This window comes from Microcoleus sp. S13_C3 (assembly GCF_036700905.1).
Taxonomy (GTDB): Bacteria; Cyanobacteriota; Cyanobacteriia; order Cyanobacteriales; family Microcoleaceae; genus Microcoleus.
The window spans coordinates 1-16,740 of record NZ_JAUBPT010000172.1 but is presented as its reverse complement, the minus strand read 5'-3'; the positions used below and the strand labels follow the sequence as shown (position 1 = coordinate 16,740).

At 46.4% G+C, this 16,740-nt stretch carries 16 protein-coding genes and 1 pseudogene; 7 read left to right on the top strand and 10 right to left on the bottom strand.

Annotated features, from left to right (window positions below; all coding sequences use genetic code 11):
• Nucleotides 1-36 precede the first annotated feature (36 nt).
• On the bottom strand, nt 37-225 hold the full coding sequence (locus QUA16_RS30855; RefSeq protein WP_333108081.1) for a hypothetical protein: 189 nt from the start codon (nt 223-225) through the stop codon (nt 37-39).
• Nucleotides 226-474: 249 nt separating this feature from the next.
• Complete coding sequence (msrP, locus tag QUA16_RS30850) at nt 475-1,458, bottom strand: protein-methionine-sulfoxide reductase catalytic subunit MsrP (protein WP_333108082.1); 984 nt, start codon at nt 1,456-1,458, stop codon at nt 475-477.
• Between the two features lie 513 nt (nt 1,459-1,971).
• On the opposite strand from msrP, the gene QUA16_RS30845 reads away from it, so the two are divergent.
• From QUA16_RS30845 to QUA16_RS30830, 4 genes are all read left to right on the top strand, one after another.
• On the top strand, nt 1,972-4,026 hold the full coding sequence (locus QUA16_RS30845; RefSeq protein WP_333108083.1) for a serine/threonine-protein kinase: 2,055 nt from the start codon (nt 1,972-1,974) through the stop codon (nt 4,024-4,026).
• 358 nt (nt 4,027-4,384) lie between these two features.
• Entirely contained in the window at nt 4,385-4,957 is a 573-nt protein-coding gene (locus QUA16_RS30840) for a tetratricopeptide repeat protein (protein ID WP_333108085.1), read from the top strand.
• A gap of 55 nt (nt 4,958-5,012) precedes the next feature.
• Nucleotides 5,013-5,930, top strand: coding sequence for a hypothetical protein (locus tag QUA16_RS30835; protein WP_333108086.1), 918 nt, complete (start codon nt 5,013-5,015; stop codon nt 5,928-5,930).
• 248 nt (nt 5,931-6,178) lie between these two features.
• Nucleotides 6,179-6,472, top strand: coding sequence for a DUF3288 family protein (locus tag QUA16_RS30830; protein WP_333108087.1), 294 nt, complete (start codon nt 6,179-6,181; stop codon nt 6,470-6,472).
• An 86-nt stretch (nt 6,473-6,558) separates the two neighbouring features.
• Here QUA16_RS30830 and QUA16_RS30825 read toward each other — a convergent pair whose 3' ends face one another.
• The 7 genes from QUA16_RS30825 to QUA16_RS30795 all read right to left on the bottom strand — a co-directional run bounded on the left by QUA16_RS30825 (nt 6,559) and on the right by QUA16_RS30795 (nt 12,454).
• Complete coding sequence (locus tag QUA16_RS30825; protein WP_333108088.1) at nt 6,559-6,828, bottom strand: DUF2442 domain-containing protein; 270 nt, start codon at nt 6,826-6,828, stop codon at nt 6,559-6,561.
• On the bottom strand, nt 6,791-6,934 hold the full coding sequence (locus QUA16_RS30820; protein ID WP_333108089.1) for a DUF4160 domain-containing protein: 144 nt from the start codon (nt 6,932-6,934) through the stop codon (nt 6,791-6,793). Before QUA16_RS30820 ends, QUA16_RS30825 begins: the two co-directional genes overlap by 38 nt.
• Nucleotides 6,935-7,053: 119 nt before the next feature.
• Nucleotides 7,054-7,290 (bottom strand): DUF4160 domain-containing protein, encoded by a 237-nt coding sequence (locus QUA16_RS30815; protein WP_333108090.1) that lies wholly within the window; start codon nt 7,288-7,290, stop codon nt 7,054-7,056.
• Nucleotides 7,291-7,492: 202 nt separating this feature from the next.
• Nucleotides 7,493-10,309: a preprotein translocase subunit SecA gene (gene secA, locus QUA16_RS30810; protein ID WP_333108091.1), complete on the bottom strand. Its 2,817-nt coding sequence runs from the start codon at nt 10,307-10,309 to the stop codon at nt 7,493-7,495.
• A 268-nt stretch (nt 10,310-10,577) separates the two neighbouring features.
• Entirely contained in the window at nt 10,578-11,351 is a 774-nt protein-coding gene (locus QUA16_RS30805) for a competence protein CoiA family protein (protein ID WP_333108092.1), read from the bottom strand.
• Nucleotides 11,352-11,700: 349 nt separating this feature from the next.
• Nucleotides 11,701-12,081, bottom strand: a complete 381-nt coding sequence (locus tag QUA16_RS30800) for a retroviral-like aspartic protease (RefSeq protein ID WP_333108093.1) — start codon at nt 12,079-12,081, stop codon at nt 11,701-11,703.
• A 37-nt stretch (nt 12,082-12,118) separates the two neighbouring features.
• A complete protein-coding gene (locus QUA16_RS30795) occupies nt 12,119-12,454 on the bottom strand; it encodes a hypothetical protein (RefSeq protein WP_333108094.1) in 336 nt (111 codons plus the stop codon).
• 111 nt (nt 12,455-12,565) lie between these two features.
• Here QUA16_RS30795 and QUA16_RS30790 point away from each other — a divergent pair.
• A pseudogene (locus QUA16_RS30790) lies at nt 12,566-13,784 on the top strand (ISAs1 family transposase).
• 184 nt (nt 13,785-13,968) lie between these two features.
• Here the strand turns inward: QUA16_RS30790 and QUA16_RS30785 are convergent.
• Nucleotides 13,969-14,901, bottom strand: a complete 933-nt coding sequence (locus QUA16_RS30785; RefSeq protein ID WP_333108095.1) for a ribonuclease Z — start codon at nt 14,899-14,901, stop codon at nt 13,969-13,971.
• 264 nt (nt 14,902-15,165) lie between these two features.
• On the opposite strand from QUA16_RS30785, the gene QUA16_RS30780 reads away from it, so the two are divergent.
• Nucleotides 15,166-16,341, top strand: coding sequence for a SpoIID/LytB domain-containing protein (locus QUA16_RS30780; RefSeq protein ID WP_333108096.1), 1,176 nt, complete (start codon nt 15,166-15,168; stop codon nt 16,339-16,341).
• Between the two features lie 9 nt (nt 16,342-16,350).
• On the top strand, nt 16,351-16,575 hold the full coding sequence (locus tag QUA16_RS30775; protein WP_333108097.1) for a hypothetical protein: 225 nt from the start codon (nt 16,351-16,353) through the stop codon (nt 16,573-16,575).
• Nucleotides 16,576-16,740 lie beyond the last annotated feature (165 nt).

The window sequence follows — 16,740 nt, the reverse complement described above, 5'->3', positions numbered from 1 at the left end:
TTTAGCAGGCATTAACTTTTTCTCAATATCATTATGTTATATTATACCAATATGCGTTTTAAATGCACAACAGCTTACTCCTCCATCGTAAGCAATTCTCCAAGCTCTATCGTCCCCAACATCTGCCAGCAATGCTTTAAAAGTTGACCAACTGACACCTTTTAAAATAACTCGGTTTTCTGGGGGAGTTTGCTGCTCGACGGGAGTTGATGTTGTTGTTACCATTTAACAATTCCTTGGTAGCTTCATCAATTTTTATTGTAGTCGATCGACTTCAAATTTAAGGTAAAATTTACAAACATATTAGGGACACGGCAGTGCCGTGTCCTGTATTTCATTTTTAGAGAGCGAACAAAAAAGATTTTTTTTATTAACCGCAGAGAACGCAGAGGGCGCAGAGAAAGAGAAAAGAGAGAAATTAATAATTTGAGGAGCATAAAAGCCTGTTCCTCAAATTACATCTCGCGTACTTAATTAACTGTACAAACTCGCCACATATTCGCCGTAACCGTTATAGGGCAAAGTTGGGCGAGTTTCCCACGACCAACTGTTACCGGGGCCGACTATCCGTTCGCTGGCCTGCGACCATCTGGGGTGCGGTTTGTCGGGTTCCACATTTGCTTCAAAGGCGTATTCGTTGGGGCCGATTGTATTCCAAAAAGTGGCGGGCTGTTGTTCGACAAATTCAATTTTTACGATCGACTTTGCGCCCTTAAAACCGTACTTCCAAGGAATCACTTGCCGCAGCGGCGCACCATTTTGTTTTGGTAGCCTTCGGCCATACAAGCCTGTGGCGAAAAATGCTAAATCGTTGGCCATTTCTTCAATTCGCAGACCTTCGGTATAAGGCCAAGGATAAAATTGCGACATCAAACCGGGGCCGGGAGTTATTTTGGGGTCGTAAAATGAGGTAAAGCGAACGAATTTAGCTTTCGATTGCGGTTCGACATCAGCCATCAGTAATTTCATGGGAAATCCGACCCAAGGAACTACCATCGCCCACGCTTCTACGCAGCGAAATCGATAAACTCGTTCTTCGATAGGAAATTTCTTGTAGAGGTCGTCAATATCATAAGTGCGGGGATTTTTTACTAAACCGCCTACTTCTACTTTCCAGTTTTCTGTTGGCAAAGCTTGAGCGGCTTGCCAAATAGATTTTGTGCCGCCGTATTCGTAAAAATTGTTGTATTTTGTAGCTAAGGCTTCGTCGGTAATCGCTCGATCGACTTTCGCAAAGTCGGGATTCCGGCTCAATTCCGAATATGCTTGGGTTGAGCTTCGATCCAGAGCAGTTTTTGAGCTAGCATTGCTTTGGCAGCCGGTCAGCGGCAGCAGCGAAGCAGTCACGCCGGCGCCGATTAAATTTGTCATGAAGCGGCGGCGGTTGAGAAAGGCTGTTTCTGGGGTAATTTGGGGTTCGAGAATTTCCCAAGATTTGGGTACACGAATTAACGGCATAAGTAATAGTTAAAAGTTAGTAGTTACTTGGGAAAAAATTGCCTAAGTTTTAATGTGTTAGTCGATTTGACATGGGAAATCTGAACTTTTAGATTCACTCCATAGAACAAAGAATCGCGGATATTTGGCAAGATATCGCGATTGCTTTGCTGCGATCGCAATGCAAGTATTCGCAATGACAGTATAGCTTAATTCGGTAACAACTGAGATATTGCACCATTCTCGCTTAACAGGCTTTCCGGCCTGTTCCACAAAGAATGATTTTCTTGTGGGGAGTAGGGGTTGGGCAGGAGATCCCGCCCGTATGCTCGACCTATTAAACCTCGCTCGCAGGAAAGTCAGCAATTATTTACGCGCGATCGACCCAAGCAATTGTGGCGAAAATCTGGGAAACAATTATCATAAAGCAAAGATTCCAATTATTTAATTTGTCCACAGGAAGCGGCACGCACCGCCCCGCTTTCCTCCCCCACCAACCAGTATGTCGGACGGGGGTCTCCAGCGGAAAGACAAATGACTTACTGCACCAATCCCCATTGCCAGAAGCCCCAAAATCTCGATCGCGCGACAGTCTGCAAAAGTTGCGAGTCGAACTTGCTGCTAAAAGGTCGCTACCGAGTCTTTCACACCCTCGGTCAAAGTCTCACTTGCCGCACCTTCTTAGCCGTCGATGAAGACCAACCTTCGCAGCCCCGTTGCGTCATTCAACAGTTCTGCGCGCCCGCAGGCACAGCGGACGGTCAAAACCCCCTAAACCGGACATTTCGCGCATCGGCCTCAGTTCTCGACGAGTTGGGGAAACATCCCCAAATACCGAAACTGCAGGCATCTTTTGAAGTCGAAGGCTGCCAGTATTTAGTGCAAGAATACATCGAAGGCCGTAATTTAGCCGATCGGCTTTCAGAAAAAGGTGTTGTTAAAGAAATTCAAATTTGGTATCTGCTGAGCGAATTGTTGCCAGTCCTGCAATTTGTTCACGAAAATCAACTGATTCACGGAGATATCAAACCGTCGAATATTATTCACCGGAAAACTCCCCAAGCATCCCCAGCTTTGGCAGGGAAAGAGGATTTACATGGAGTGTCCCAGGAAAGTTCCTCTGGGCTAGTTTTAGTCGATTTCGGGGCGGCAATTCCGGCTAATAGCGGGCCGCTCAAAACAGAAACGGTGACAGGTTCTGCGGAATACGCGGCCCCGGAACAAATTAAAGGCAAAGCGATTAAGAGCAGCGATATCTACAGTTTGGGCGTCACTTGCATTCACTTGTTAACGGGAATGTCGCCCTTTGATTTGTTTGACATCAAAGCCGAAAGTTGGACTTGGAGACATTATTTGAAAGTACCAGTTTCGGCGCGACTCGGCCGCATTCTGGATAAAATGGTGCAGCGAGAACCATCAAAACGCTATCGATCGACCGAGGCAATTCTTACAGACATGAAATACGGCCCGGCACCGGTAGACGTGATTCTCAGCAAACCCAAGTGGACTTTGGCCATGTGGGGAGGAACTGCGGTTGCCCTGCTGTCCGTAGTGCTGGGTTCTCGCTTGCCATCTCCTGCACCGCAGGCTTTCACTTCTGGTGAGCCTGCTTCTAGCATTCCCGAAATTCGGTTCAATCCGCCCCCGATGCAGAATTTCAGGGGTGAGGCATCGCCGTCAGGGCCTGCTGTACGGACTCTGGCGGATCAAGACAAAAACCCGGTTTGGGCGGTAGCAGTTGCTCCCCAGGGCCGCGTGATCGTCAGCGGGAATAACGACGGCACAATTCACCTGCTGCACAAGCGTCACGGCAAGCTGCTAAAGGTTTTAGCAGGACATTTGGGGCCGGTGTGGTCGGTGGCAGTCAGTCCCGACGGCAGGACGATCGCCAGTGGTGGCGTTGACGGTACGATTAAATTGTGGAGTTTCTATTCGGGCAAGTTAATTCAGACTTTGGACGGACACCAAGACGGCGTGTTCTCGGTGGTTTTCAGTCCCGATAGCCAGGCCGTGGCCAGTGTGGGTAAGGACAAAACTTTGAAGTTGTGGCAAGTCGAAGGCGGGGCCGAGTTGGAAACTCTCAAGGGGGTTTTTGACGAGGTGCAGTCAGTGGCTTTCAGTCCCGATCGAGAAACTTTGGCGATCGGCAGCAGCGACGGTAAGATCAGCCTGTGGAACTGGCAGACTGGGGAATTGAAAGAAACTCTTTGGGGTCATTCCGAGGCGGTTTGGTCTCTGGCCATCAGCCCGGATGGTCAAACTCTCGCCAGTGGCAGTTGGGACAAGACGGTGAAGTTGTGGGATATCAGCGCAAATAATCACTCCGGGCAGCCCAACGGTTTTTTGCTGCGGACTTTGATCGGCCATTCCGACAAGGTTAAGTCCTTGGCTTTCAGTCCCGACGGAGACAAGCTGGCCAGCGCCGATTTGAGCGGGACTATCAAGCTGTGGCGGCTGAGTTCCGGCGAAATCGCGGGCACGCTGAAGGGTCATTCTACCTGGGTGGATTTGGCTTTTAATCCTCAAGACAAAACTCTGATCAGTGGCAGTTTTGACGACACGATTAAGGTGTGGCGACTGTCTCCTTAATTTTTTCGATCGCCCGTTCGATCGATTTTTGAACAGCTAGGGCGATCGAACATTTAGCTAATTGATCTATCAACACTTCCGACAGTTTCAAGGCCCACGCATGGGTGTTAGAAACCCGGTTCCTAAGCTGTTGGTAATCAAAAACTGTCCGAACTGTTGCAGGACTTAGGCACAGCCTCAATAGTGTTTTGTAGGGGATCTCCCCAGGCCCGGTTTCCCCCATACCTGGAATGATTGCGTAACTCCTATGTTGGTACAAAAACAAATTTAAAATATCAAATAGTCAGAAGATCCCTAGAAATTGCGGTGGCTAACTAACACTTGTGGTAAAGTAGTTTCGGCTGTTAAAGTAAAATCTATGACCGCAAATTCCGACGAGTTAGCAGAGCAGTATTTGTCAGCGGGCGATAGCTTCCAGAAATCAGGAAACCTTGAGGAGGCGATCGCTCAATATCAAAAAATATTAGCCCTTCAAGCGGATAGTCCGATCGCACTCAACAAGATCGCTGAAATTTATTATACGCAACAGAAATATGTAGAGGCGATCGCCTCCTGTTACCAAGCACTTCGCCAGCAACCGAATTTCGCCGTCGCCTACAAAACTATAGGCAATATCCTGCAAGCCCAAGGCAAAATAGAGGCGGCGATTCGCGCCTACTCCAAGGCGATCGAATTCGACCCTAATTTTGTCGAAGCGTATGTTAACTTGGGCAGTATGTTTTACAAACAAGGTCAGCTCGATGACGCCATAACTTACTATCAAAAATCTATTGATCTTCAACCCGATTTAGCCGTCGCTTATTGGAATTTAGGCAAAAGTTTGGAAGAGCAAGGTCGAATCAACGAAGGTTTATTTTATCAAAAAAAAGCTCTAAATTTACAGCCGGAGTTACAAGCGAGAAGCAATTCAGTAAAAAATAACACTTACTGAAGAGTAATGTTATAGTCGGAATAATTCAATCATTCACGATGCAAGCTGGATCGAAATGGAAATTAACCAGAATCCGCTCGAATTGCTAACGGCTAAAGTACGAGAAACTGTTGCAGATATCCAAAACTTAGGCAACCAAATTGATGCAAAATTTGATGAAAGTGCAACTGTATTAACGGCGTGGGTACAATCAGCCCCAAGTTCAATGCTTAGTGCCGGGGCGATCGCCACTCAAGAAGCTTTTAAAATAGCACATAACATCCGTTTTGAGAACCTGCCAACAGATCTGCAAATCAAATTTGCTAGGGCTGGGGTGCGTGACGGCATCCGAGAGGTTCAAGAAGCAGCAAAAGTATTTGAATCCATACCCGCCCAAATTCGTGCCCAAGGCCCAGAAGCAATTCGCAACTTCTGTCAAGATAAAAATTGGAGTCACATCCAAGCGCACGTCAATGGAGGCGGAAGCGAAGCGGCTAACGGGATTTTTGAATATTTTTCGGTGAATCATGCTCGCGGTGGTGTAGACATGACTGCTGCAGAATTAGCAGTCGCTAAGCAAGTTTTAGCGGATGCAGCGTTTAAAGCAGCAGTTGCGGAAATCGTTGGGGCTGCAATGAAAGGGGCGATCGCCGCTGCAGTAATTGAGTTAATATTTTCTATCTTAGAAAACTCGCTATTGTGCGTGGAAGGGAAAATTACGCAGTCAGAGTTAGTCGAACAAGTCGCTACCGCCACCGCCAAAGCTGGCATTGCTGGTGGTGTTATTACTGGCATTCTGTTAACACTGTGCATGATATTTCCCCCCATTGCCGCGCTTTTAGGTGCTGCTGCGATGCCCTTGGCGGTTGCAGGTATTGGTTTTATGGGAATTCGCGCCTGGGAAATCTTTTGTCACGGCGATCGACTATTTGGTATTACTGAACAAACACAAAAATTTTTGGGGATGACTGAACAGTTGACAGTTGACAGTTGACTGTTGACTGTTATGATACCCGAATCAAACCGTTTATGAAGCGCGGATTTAAGACTCTATTCATGATAGTTATTTATGTCCGCGCTTTTGGGTGGCGGTTGCTTGTAGCATCATTTTCAAATGATATCAATTCCGGTTATATCGGAATATTAAACCACAGAGGGCACAGAGGACACAGAGAAAGAGAAGAGAGAGAGATAATGATTCCGATGTCAACGGATTTGATATGAGTGGGAAATATAAATAGTATGGATTCAATAGAAAAAACTCAAGATCAGCAGCATCCGCAATACAAGCGCGATCGAGCCAGTGTCAATACTTTATTAGCAGGAGAAGCAACCGACTACAATTTATCGGAATTAGCAAGATTGATAATTCGCTACCGAGGCTTTCCCGGCGCTAGAGATATTCAATCAGACTTAAAAAAAGTCCTGCAAAAATGGAATCATACCGAAGAAACTCTTTATGAACAAACCCGTAAAATTCACGCCCAAGGTGAGGTTTACAGGCGACAAAAGAGCGAGCAAGAAGATTGGCTTTAATCTCAAATATACCTTAAATACCTCCTTTATCTCTTACGTGAGAAAGGCTATCTTACCAAAGCTTAGAAGTGAACTAGCGATCGAAATTAATGAGTAATTTTAGGCCTCGGAGCCGGTGCACCTCGCAGCATTCCTTCTGTACTGAGGTCTTCATCAATTTCTTCCCAGTGAATGCCATAGCCTCCTCCACATACTTCCCATTTTTCCCTTTGATCGGGCGTTGCATGAAACAATCTTGGATACCAAATTAAAGGCACGGTAATGATTCGTCCATCCATCAAATCAACACTAATGGTTTCTTCTGTAAAATGAATGTGCTTAACTCTCTCGTCCGCTCGAATCGCCAAAATACCCATACCAAGCCTGCAATAGCGTTTGTTTATTTTCTTGTACTACCGACTGTATTTTACGAAGTTCTTTAGCACTAAAACCAAGGTTGTTTCCTAAACTGACCGAAAGCATCCAGGATACCCGCCACGTGATTCATCCATCCAGAAATAAAAAACGTGTATCCGATGAAACTTGCCGAACGTATTTATCCGTGGGGTCAAGGCTTCAATCTAAAATCTAAAATCTAAAATCTAAAATCGATTGACTGGCTCCAACCAAAATTTAACCGATGATTTGTCTCTGTCAATATGAACATGAGGTGGTTCATTTGGTTCATGGCTGTAAAAGTAAAGTCGGTAAAAACTGAGATACTGAGATATTGCACCATTCTCAATTAGCTTTTTAGGAACAGGCAAGATGCCTGTTCCACAAGAAAATTTATCTTTTGTGGAACAGGCATCTTGCCTGTTCCTGACAATTGTTGGCATAATTCCAGGTTATACAATATTTCAATGCAAATATCTGTATTTGGTCTTCTTATATTCTTCTTCCATGACACGGGTGGTGTAAAATCAACTTCCAGGAAGAGCCTGGAAGCAACAGTCAACAGTCAACTGTTAAAAGTCAACAGTCAACAGTCAACTGTCAACTGTCAACTGTCAACAGTCAACTGTCAACAGTTAACTATCTTCAAACCATCTCTGGCGAAACTTGCATTGCCGGCTGCGGCTGGAACTGGAACAGCGAATAAACCACATTGCGGCGGATATCCGTCATCATGTCCAAAAACAGCTCGTAACCTTCAGTTTTGTACTCGATCAGCGGGTCTTTCTGCCCGTAACCGCGCAGCCCTACAGACTCGCGCAAAGCATCCATTTGCTGCAAATGTTCCCGCCACAAAGTATCAATTTGCTGCAAAATAAAGAACCGTTCCGCATCTCGCATTAATTCAGCTCGGATTGCATTAACTTCCGCTTCTTTAATGTCGTAAGCATTGCGGACTTGTTCGTGCAGGAATGTTTTAATTTCCTCAACGGACAAATCTTCTAGCTGATCCGGCGTCATGTCAGCGAGCAGATAAACAAATTCCTTCACCTTGCTCACAAGTTTGTCGAGTTCCCATTCTTCCGAAGGTAAATCGGGATTGATGTATGCTCCCACGATGTCGTCCATCGTCTGTTCGGCATACTTAATTACCTGTTCTTTGGAGTCCAAACCTTCCAATACTCGGCGACGTTCCGCATAGATTGCTCGACGCTGATTGTTCATCACTTCGTCGTATTCAAATACCTGCTTGCGGATATCGTAATAGTAGGTTTCGACTTTTTTCTGAGCGCCTTCGAGGGAACGAGTCAGCATTCCAGATTCGATCGGCATATCTTCTTCAACACCAAAAGCCTTCATCAAACCGGCCACCCGTTCGCCGCCGAAAATCCTGAGCAAATTGTCTTCCAAACTCAAGAAAAACCGCGTTGAACCAGGGTCTCCTTGGCGTCCCGCCCGGCCGCGCAACTGATTGTCGATCCGGCGCGATTCGTGGCGTTCGGTACCGATGACGTGGAGCCCTCCCAACTGCACGACTTCATCGTGTTCGGTGCTGGTAAAAGCATCGTACTCCTTGCGAGTTAAATTGTAAGCTTCCCGCAATTTTTGAATTACCGGGTCTTTTGTCGGCGCTTTTTCCGAAGCTATAGCCACGATATCATCGGCTTGCAATTCCGTGAGCGATCGCTCCCCGTACTCTTTCACTGCCAATTCCACCGCCGCTTTGAGCATTTGCTCGGCATCTTTCGATAGCTGCGTCGGGAAAATCTGCGCCGAAGCTTTCCAAGACTTAACCTTTTTGGCAGTTTGACCAAAACCTTGAGCTGCGGGGCGGCCGCCAATACCGGGCACTTGCACCAGCGAAAACCCGTCCTCATCTTCGGGTTGCACGATCCGGGGCATAAGATACTCGCGCAACTTCAGGCGGCCCATGTACTCAGAATTACCGCCCAAAATAATATCAGTACCGCGTCCCGCCATGTTGGTCGCGATCGTCACAGCGCCTTTGCGTCCGGCTTGAGCGATAATTTCCGATTCCCGCTCCACATTTTCCGGTTTAGCATTAAGCAAATTGTGAGGAATTTTCCTCTCCTGCAACAGCCGCGACAGCAACTCTGACTTTTCCACGCTCGTAGTGCCCACCAGCACCGGCCGACCGAGCTCGTGCATTTCTGCACAGTCCTGAGCGATCGCATTCCACTTGCCGGCCTCCGCCTTGTAAACCATATCCGAAAGGTCAGTGCGGCTCGTAATCCGGTTAGTGGGAATCAGCGTTACTTCCAGATTGTAAATCTTCTCAAACTCCGTCTCCTCTGTCTTCGCCGTCCCTGTCATCCCCGACAGCTTCGGATACAGCAAAAAGAAATTCTGATAAGTAATCGTCGCCAGCGTCTGAGTTTCCGGCTGAATTTCCGCCCGTTCCTTGGCTTCGATCGCCTGGTGCAAACCGTCACTCCAGCGCCGTCCCGGCATCACCCGGCCGGTAAACTCATCCACAATCACGACTTCGCGATCGGGAGTGACGATGTAGTTAATATCCTTAATAAACAATTCCTTCGCCTTAATCGCATTAAAAATGTAATGCGCCCAAGGGTCAGCCGGGTCGTACAAATCCGTAACACCCAACAACCGCTCAGCTTCACCAAAGCCTTCATCGGTCAGTAGCACATTCCGAGCCTTTTCGTCAACCTCGTAATGTTCTTCATTTTCCTTTCTCAAAGCAGCAGCTACCTCAGCCGCCCGCATATACTTCTCACTGGGGCGTTCCACCTGGCCGGAAATAATTAAAGGCGTCCGTGCTTCATCAATCAGCACCGAGTCAACCTCGTCAATCACGCAGAAATTAAAAGGACGCTGCACAACGTCTTCCATGACAGTAGCCATGTTGTCGCGCAAATAATCAAAGCCGACTTCGCTGTTAGTCGCGTAGGTAATGTCGCAGTTATAATTTTTCTTTCGTTCCACCTGATCCATGCCCTGCTGAATCAGTCCCACAGTCAATCCCAGGAAGCGGTGCACTTGCCCCATCCATTCCGCGTCCCGCCTTGCGAGATAATCGTTGACGGTGATGATGTGTACGCCTTTACCGTTGAGGGCGTTGAGGTAAGCCGGCAGCGTCGCCACGAGAGTTTTGCCCTCACCGGTTTTCATTTCGGCAATTTGGCCTTTGTGCAGGATAATGCCGCCGAGGAGTTGGACATCAAAGTGGCGCAGCCCCAAAACCCGCTGTCCCGCTTCCCGCACCACTGCAAAAGCCTCCGGCAAGATTTCGTCTAGGATCTCTTTCTCTTCGTTGAGAGATTTAGCTTTTGCCAGACGTTCTTGAAACTCCGCCGTTTTGCCTCTGAGGCCGTCGTCTGAGAGTGCGCGGAAGTCTTCTTCCAAAATATTGATATCAGCTACCCAAGGCTGAAATTTTCTCAGTTTGCGCGCGTTGGGATCGCCTAGCAGATTTTTAAACATGGCAGGAGAGGCAGATTTTTAATAATTTAGCTATTAGCTTTCAGGGTTACGGGCTGTAGTGTTAGCCACAACATATACCCTCCCCGATTGTAGCAACCATTGGCTGTCCTGGGCCGTCGCTGGGGGCGATCGACCGATTTTGGATTTTGGATTTTAGATTTTAGATTGAATAATTGATTCCTCTTGCCCCCTCCTGATTAAGCCTAGATTTTCCTAGGGGCGAAGCATTTAGGCGACAATGTGCCTGTGTTATGGAGTTGCCGGATCATCATTTCCACCAAGCAGCGTGCTTATCAGTCAAGATTTTGCAGTTAGGGACAGAAACATCTCCCCCTTCCCAACCTTGTCGGCTCACTGCTTGAAAATCTTGCAAGATATTTAGAGTAAGACCATGATTAGGGGTGCGATACCTTTTTGACCTTTTGAAGTAACCACCTGCGGACATTTCCTCACCATCTGAACTATACCAGTCTGATTCCTCCACCCAGAGTGGATACTCGTCAAAGTGAACAGCCGCTACGTTCAGACCATGAAGCCAGTAGTAAACCCGACCATAATACGCAGCATGTAACCATTTTTCCCACTGCTTGGGTGCATACCTTTCAGCTTCGAGAGCGTCGCCGAAAACTGGCAGCCAAAGAACATAGATGCCTAAGCGATTATATTCTTTCGTCCGAGCAATTATTTTGCTCATGGTCAAGCTGCTAACCTGAACCTCGATAGCAACCTTGACCGTGTAGCTCTCAAAGTAAATGTCAGGAACAACCTTGCCTAAATCTTTTTCCAAATCGCAAGCAATCACGCTATTATCTTGATTCAAGCAGTCAAAAATAGTCTGCTTGCATACCCGATGCAACTCAGATTCACCTTGCCCATACTGACAAACCACCGGAGGCTTGTGAGCAAAATGATGCACCTTGACCAGACCTTTGCGGAGAATAGTTTCACTCTGGCATTTCGGACAGAAGAAGGAACCATCCTGCTTTTGCGAATCTCGCGCCACAACTTTTTGTCCGTCCCTAGATCGAATCGAAGTAATCATCTCAGAATTATTGCAAGTTTCTATAGCCTTTCTCAGAAAGATGAGGTACTCATGGGCATAGGGCATAGGGCATAGGGCATAGGGCATAGGGCATAGCGCATACCTCACTTTTTTGAGAAGCGCTATAAAAGATACGCGCACCGGCATAACTAAGCGTTAACCCGCACATGCAGGATAAATACCTGAGCTAAGCCCAAACTACGGCATATTTTGTATCTTGTCAACTTCTACTGAATAAAATTATATATTTTACCGTATCTATGATTTTCCGACATATTCTTCATTTTAAACACAAGAACCAAAGCACAGAGACAAGTTATTTGCACTACATTTTGGACTGTATTTACTTTCATGTCTCCCTCAATTTAGGACACACTTCAAACGCTAATTGTGACCCATAAAAACAAACATCAAACTCAGTAAAAAAATTAGTTCGACCTAAAATAATCGGAATATTATTCACCCTAGTCCAGGCAAAAGCTAACTGAACTGGCTCAAAGTCCCCTACTTTTGCGAAGACTAATAACCCTTTCGTTTCAGCACTCGCTAAATTCCCCGCTAAAGTAACAGAAAATCTTTGCTCTTCCCAAATTGCCCCTAACTGCACCCCAACACTATAGGGCAAAACATTTACACTAGCTCCTGTATCCAGTAAACCCATAACATCAACAGAAAGATTTTGATAAATTAGTGTTAAAGGCAGATACGGAACATCAGCTAAAACACCCATTCCATCTCGTTTAGGTTGAAAAGGATATCGCCTACTATTAAACATTTTGAGTTTGTTTCTGCTCTATTTCTAGTAACTGCGTCAATTGCTCTGCTGCACTATTAGAAGTATGCACTGAATATATAATTTCAGCAGATTCATTACCCATTACCATTCCTTCTTCTTGCGCCAATTCTGCTATTAAAAACAGCATCATTTGAAACTTTTCAGCACGAGGCAATTGCCGAAGTTGGGCTAATAATTCAAGATTTGACATAAAACGCCATTGAATTCGTTTTTCCATTTTATCATGACCTTGAGATTTCAACCACTCCAAAACAGCACAGCCAATGCGTAAGTTTTGAACGGGCCCTCCTAGCCAGGGTAAGCTCATCTAATTTAGTATAAATTGTACTTGACAAAAAGACAAATATAAAAACGTGGTATTTACGTATTAGCAATTGTATAATGCCTTAAAAACTAAGTCATCAAGCGGTAAAACTCAATGGATAAAGGATTCCTGCCCGCCCGGCCAACGTCTCAGTCAAAGCAACTACTGAAGAAGCCCTCACCTATCTCTATGCAAGAGTTACAAGGAAGCTTGTCAAGTTATTTTGATGACGTACCCGATCCGAGAGTGAACCGAACCAAACGCCACTTATTGAAAGACATTCTCGTCATTGCTATATTATCTACAATAGCTGGAGGTGATGGATGGGAAGACATGGAAAATTATGGAATCAGTAAGCAGCAATGGTTGCAAAAATTTTTAGACTTACCAAATGGTATCCCGAGCGATGATACCTTCCGACGAGTTTTTGAAAAGGTAGACCCAAAAGTTTTAGAAAAGAAGTTGACCGAATGGGTTAAACAATTAATTGGGCCAGTTGTTCAACAAGTTATCCCGATTGATGGAAAAAGTCTCCGAGGTTCTTATGACCGAAAAACCGGGGAAAAGAATTTACATTTAGTGACGGCGTGGGCGAGTGAAAATCGGTTGGTACTTGGACAAGTTAAAGTTGAAAACCATTCCAATGAAATCACAGCTATCCCAGCCCTATTGGAATTAATCGATGTCACAGGAGCGATTATTACGATGGATGCGATGGGTACTCAAACCGAGATTGTACGGCTGATTCGTCAAAAAAAAGCTGCTGGATGTAGTTACTCTGAAAAAGAATCATCCAACCCTTTACAAACAAGTCAAAACCTGGTTTGAAACAGCCAGAGCCAGCCAATTTGGGGGAATTGAAGTGAGTGAAGATTCCCGAACGGAAAAAGCACCTCATCGAATCGAAACTCGAAAAGTTTGGGCGGTTCCAGTGAGGGCATTAGGGGGACTCTACAAACAAGAAGACTGGACAGATATTCAGACTATTGTTATAGTAGAACGTTTCCGTTATCTGTGGAATAAAACCACTCATGAAGTACAATTTTACCTGAGTTCCTTACCCGTAGATGCCCAGCTTAATGGTCGCGTCATTCGTCAACATTGGAGTATTGAAAATCAAGAACATTGGGTTTTAGATGTCACTTTCAATGAAGATAGCTCTCGCATTCGGTCCTTGAATAGCCCTCGAAATTTGGCTGTTATCAGACGGATGTCCCTGAATGCTGTAAATCAAGAAACTACTCTCAAGCGTAGTTGGCGACAGAAAAGAAAACGGGCTGCAATGAATGATGAATACATGATGCTTCTTCTCAAGTCCTTTTGTCAAGACTGATTGAGATGCTCTTACCCTGGCCCTCCTAGCCCGCCCCGATCGCCCTTATTGAAAATGCTGTAACATCTCAGGTCAGTTTTTGGTAGGGTGCGTCGCTATGAGATTGTCGAGCTTTTCGAGAATTTTTGATGGCGACGCACCCTACAGATTAACTGTCACATCTCAGGCCAGATTAATCCTAGTTTTAAACAGGCCTGGGCACTTCGTAAGTCAAAAAGTCATAGGCCATTTTCGTATTCGGAAAAATAGCCTGCGCTTCCTTGAGCAAATCATCCAGGACGATCGCATTCCCCGGAGCGTAACGCGGGCTAAAATGCGTCATAATTAGCTGTTTCGCCCCAGCGATCAAAGCAACTTGAGCCGCCATTGTCGAAGTTGAATGCAGGCGATCGAAGGCCATTTGAGCATCTTGATGAGCAAAAGTAGCTTCATGAACCAACAAATCAGCGTCCTTCGCTAATTCCACGGCCCCGTCACAAAAAACCGTGTCAGTACAATAAACAAACTTGCGCCCGACTTGATCCGGGCCACAAAAATCAGTACCTTTAAACTGTCGCCCGTCCTCTAACTTTACCGTCTTTCCTTGTTTTAACTCGCCGTAAATTGGCCCGGAAGGAATGCCCGCAGCCTTCGCTTTTTCTACATCAAAATGTCCCGCACGATCTTTCTCAGTTACTCGATAACCAAAAGCAGTAACTCGGTGCTTCAAAGGGCCGCAGCTAACAATATATTCGTCATCTTCATAGATAACTCCCTCGTGAATTTTGTGTACCTTCACCGGGTAAGAAAAATGAGTTTGAGAATAACGAACGCCAGCTTGCAAATATTCTTCAAGTCCCGGAGGCCCGTAAAGATCGATGCGCTTGACATTCCCCGCCAAACCGCAGCTAGCCAGCAAACCCATTAAGCCGAAAATGTGGTCGCCGTGCAGGTGAGTGATGAAAATGCGGCTTAGCTGGCTGACTTTGAGATCGCTGCGGAGAAACTGGTGCTGAGTTCCTTCGCCGCAGTCAAACAGCCATAGTTCCGCTCGCTGGGGCAACCGGAGGGCGATGCTGGAAACATTGCGCGATCGCGTGGGTACGCCTGAGCTAGTTCCGAGAAATGTAATCTGCAAGAGTCAAATCACCTCAATTAAGTCTTAAAAAATATGTTACATATATCCAGAGTGCGACAAATCCGACATATAGGAAATAGTCGCAGGCAGGAACCGGGATAAATCGCTGTTCCTGCGAACATCTCTTCGCTAAAATCATTTTTGACCAGCGCACAGAGCGATCCACCCAATTCTAACGTTTTGTTTCTTCCGTTCCCCTTCCTTTTTCCCTTGCCTTCCCTTAAAAATTCTTAAACTCATACAGCACAGGAGGAAAATTTTCAAATGCAGTCAGGAGTATTTTTGGGTTCCGTTTTTTCGACATTAAAAAAACGCTACTTTTGGATTTCGCTGTTGTTTTGGCTGGTAATGGTAGCCCCAGCACAGGCCGCGCTGATCTTGCGAGTTGCGGTACAAGACGGGACAAGCCAGATAAAAGTCGGCAGTTCTACAAAGGCTGCAATCCGCGACGGTAGCGGGCGCAATTTGGGCGAACTGTCGGCAAACAGTTCTCAGTCAGCTCAATTTCGATCGGGAACAGTGGCAATTGGTCCCTGGGCCGCCAACCAAGTTTGGATCGAGCCGACGGGGAACGGTTATGTTTGGATTGGCGATCGTTGGTATCGGGGACGCACGCTTCTAGTTCCCCAAAAAGGAGGCTTGACTGCCATCAACTACGTCGATATCGAACAATATCTCTACAGCGTTCTCGGCGCCGAGATGAGTGGCAATTGGCCTCAAGAGGCTTTGAAAGCCCAAGCAGTCGCCGCCCGTTCCTACGCTATCCACCAGCGCCTCAAAAGCGAAACCGACCTTTACGACGTGGACAGCACTCAGTCTTCGCAGGTTTACAAAGGACTGCAAACAGAATCTTCTGGCACTTATTCCGCAGTCGATGCCACCGCTGGTCAAGTTCTGGCCTACAACGGTCAAATTATTTTAGCCGTTTTCCACTCTGCCTCTGGGGGACATACTGAAAATGTCGAGGATGTTTGGACGGAACCTCTGCCTTACCTGCGTGCTGTTCCTGACTTCGACCAAGGGGCGCCGGTTTACCAATGGAAAGAAAATTTTTCTCGGGCTCAAATCAGCAGTAAGATTTCTGGCGTGGGCAATGTGATCTCGATGAAGCCAGAACGGACTACCGCTTACGGCAGCGTTTTGAGGATGAAAGTAGTTGGAGATGGCGGTTCTAGGGTCATGACTGGCGCAGATTTACGCCGGGTTTTAAATTTGAGGAGTACGCGGTTTACCGTGATTCCTCAGTATGGGGGCGGTGGGAACCCAAGGAACAGCGGCCAAGCTCCTACCGGTTTTCAAGTTGCTGGCAAAGGTTTCGGTCACGCTGTAGGAATGAGTCAGTGGGGGGCCTATAATTTGGCCAGACAGGGATACGGCTACCAGCAGATTTTGTTGCACTATTACCGGGGTGCTACTTTGGCTAGAATTGCAGTCCAGTAACTGCTGGGAATGGGGAAGGAAGAAGGAAGAAGTTCGGCAACGGATTATGTAACGGATGTAACGGATATAACGGATGTCAGTCCGAGGAAAGAAGGAAGAAGGAAGAAGGAAGAACGGAAAAACAACTATTCCTGTATCTCTGACTTCCGTGTCCTGAATACAAGGAATCGGGAACTTGTACGGCCCTTCGACTACGCTCAAAAACCGCGTAGTGGCAGGTCAGGAACCGCGTAGCCGAAGTATGGGAAATTGGCAATGACTAATGACTAATGACTAATGACTAATGACTAATGACTAATGACTAATGACTAATGACTAATGACTAAGCTGTTGTTCATTTAAATTGCATATTTCGAGTCCCGATCAACAATCGTCAAATCCTCTCCCCCTCTCCTCTTC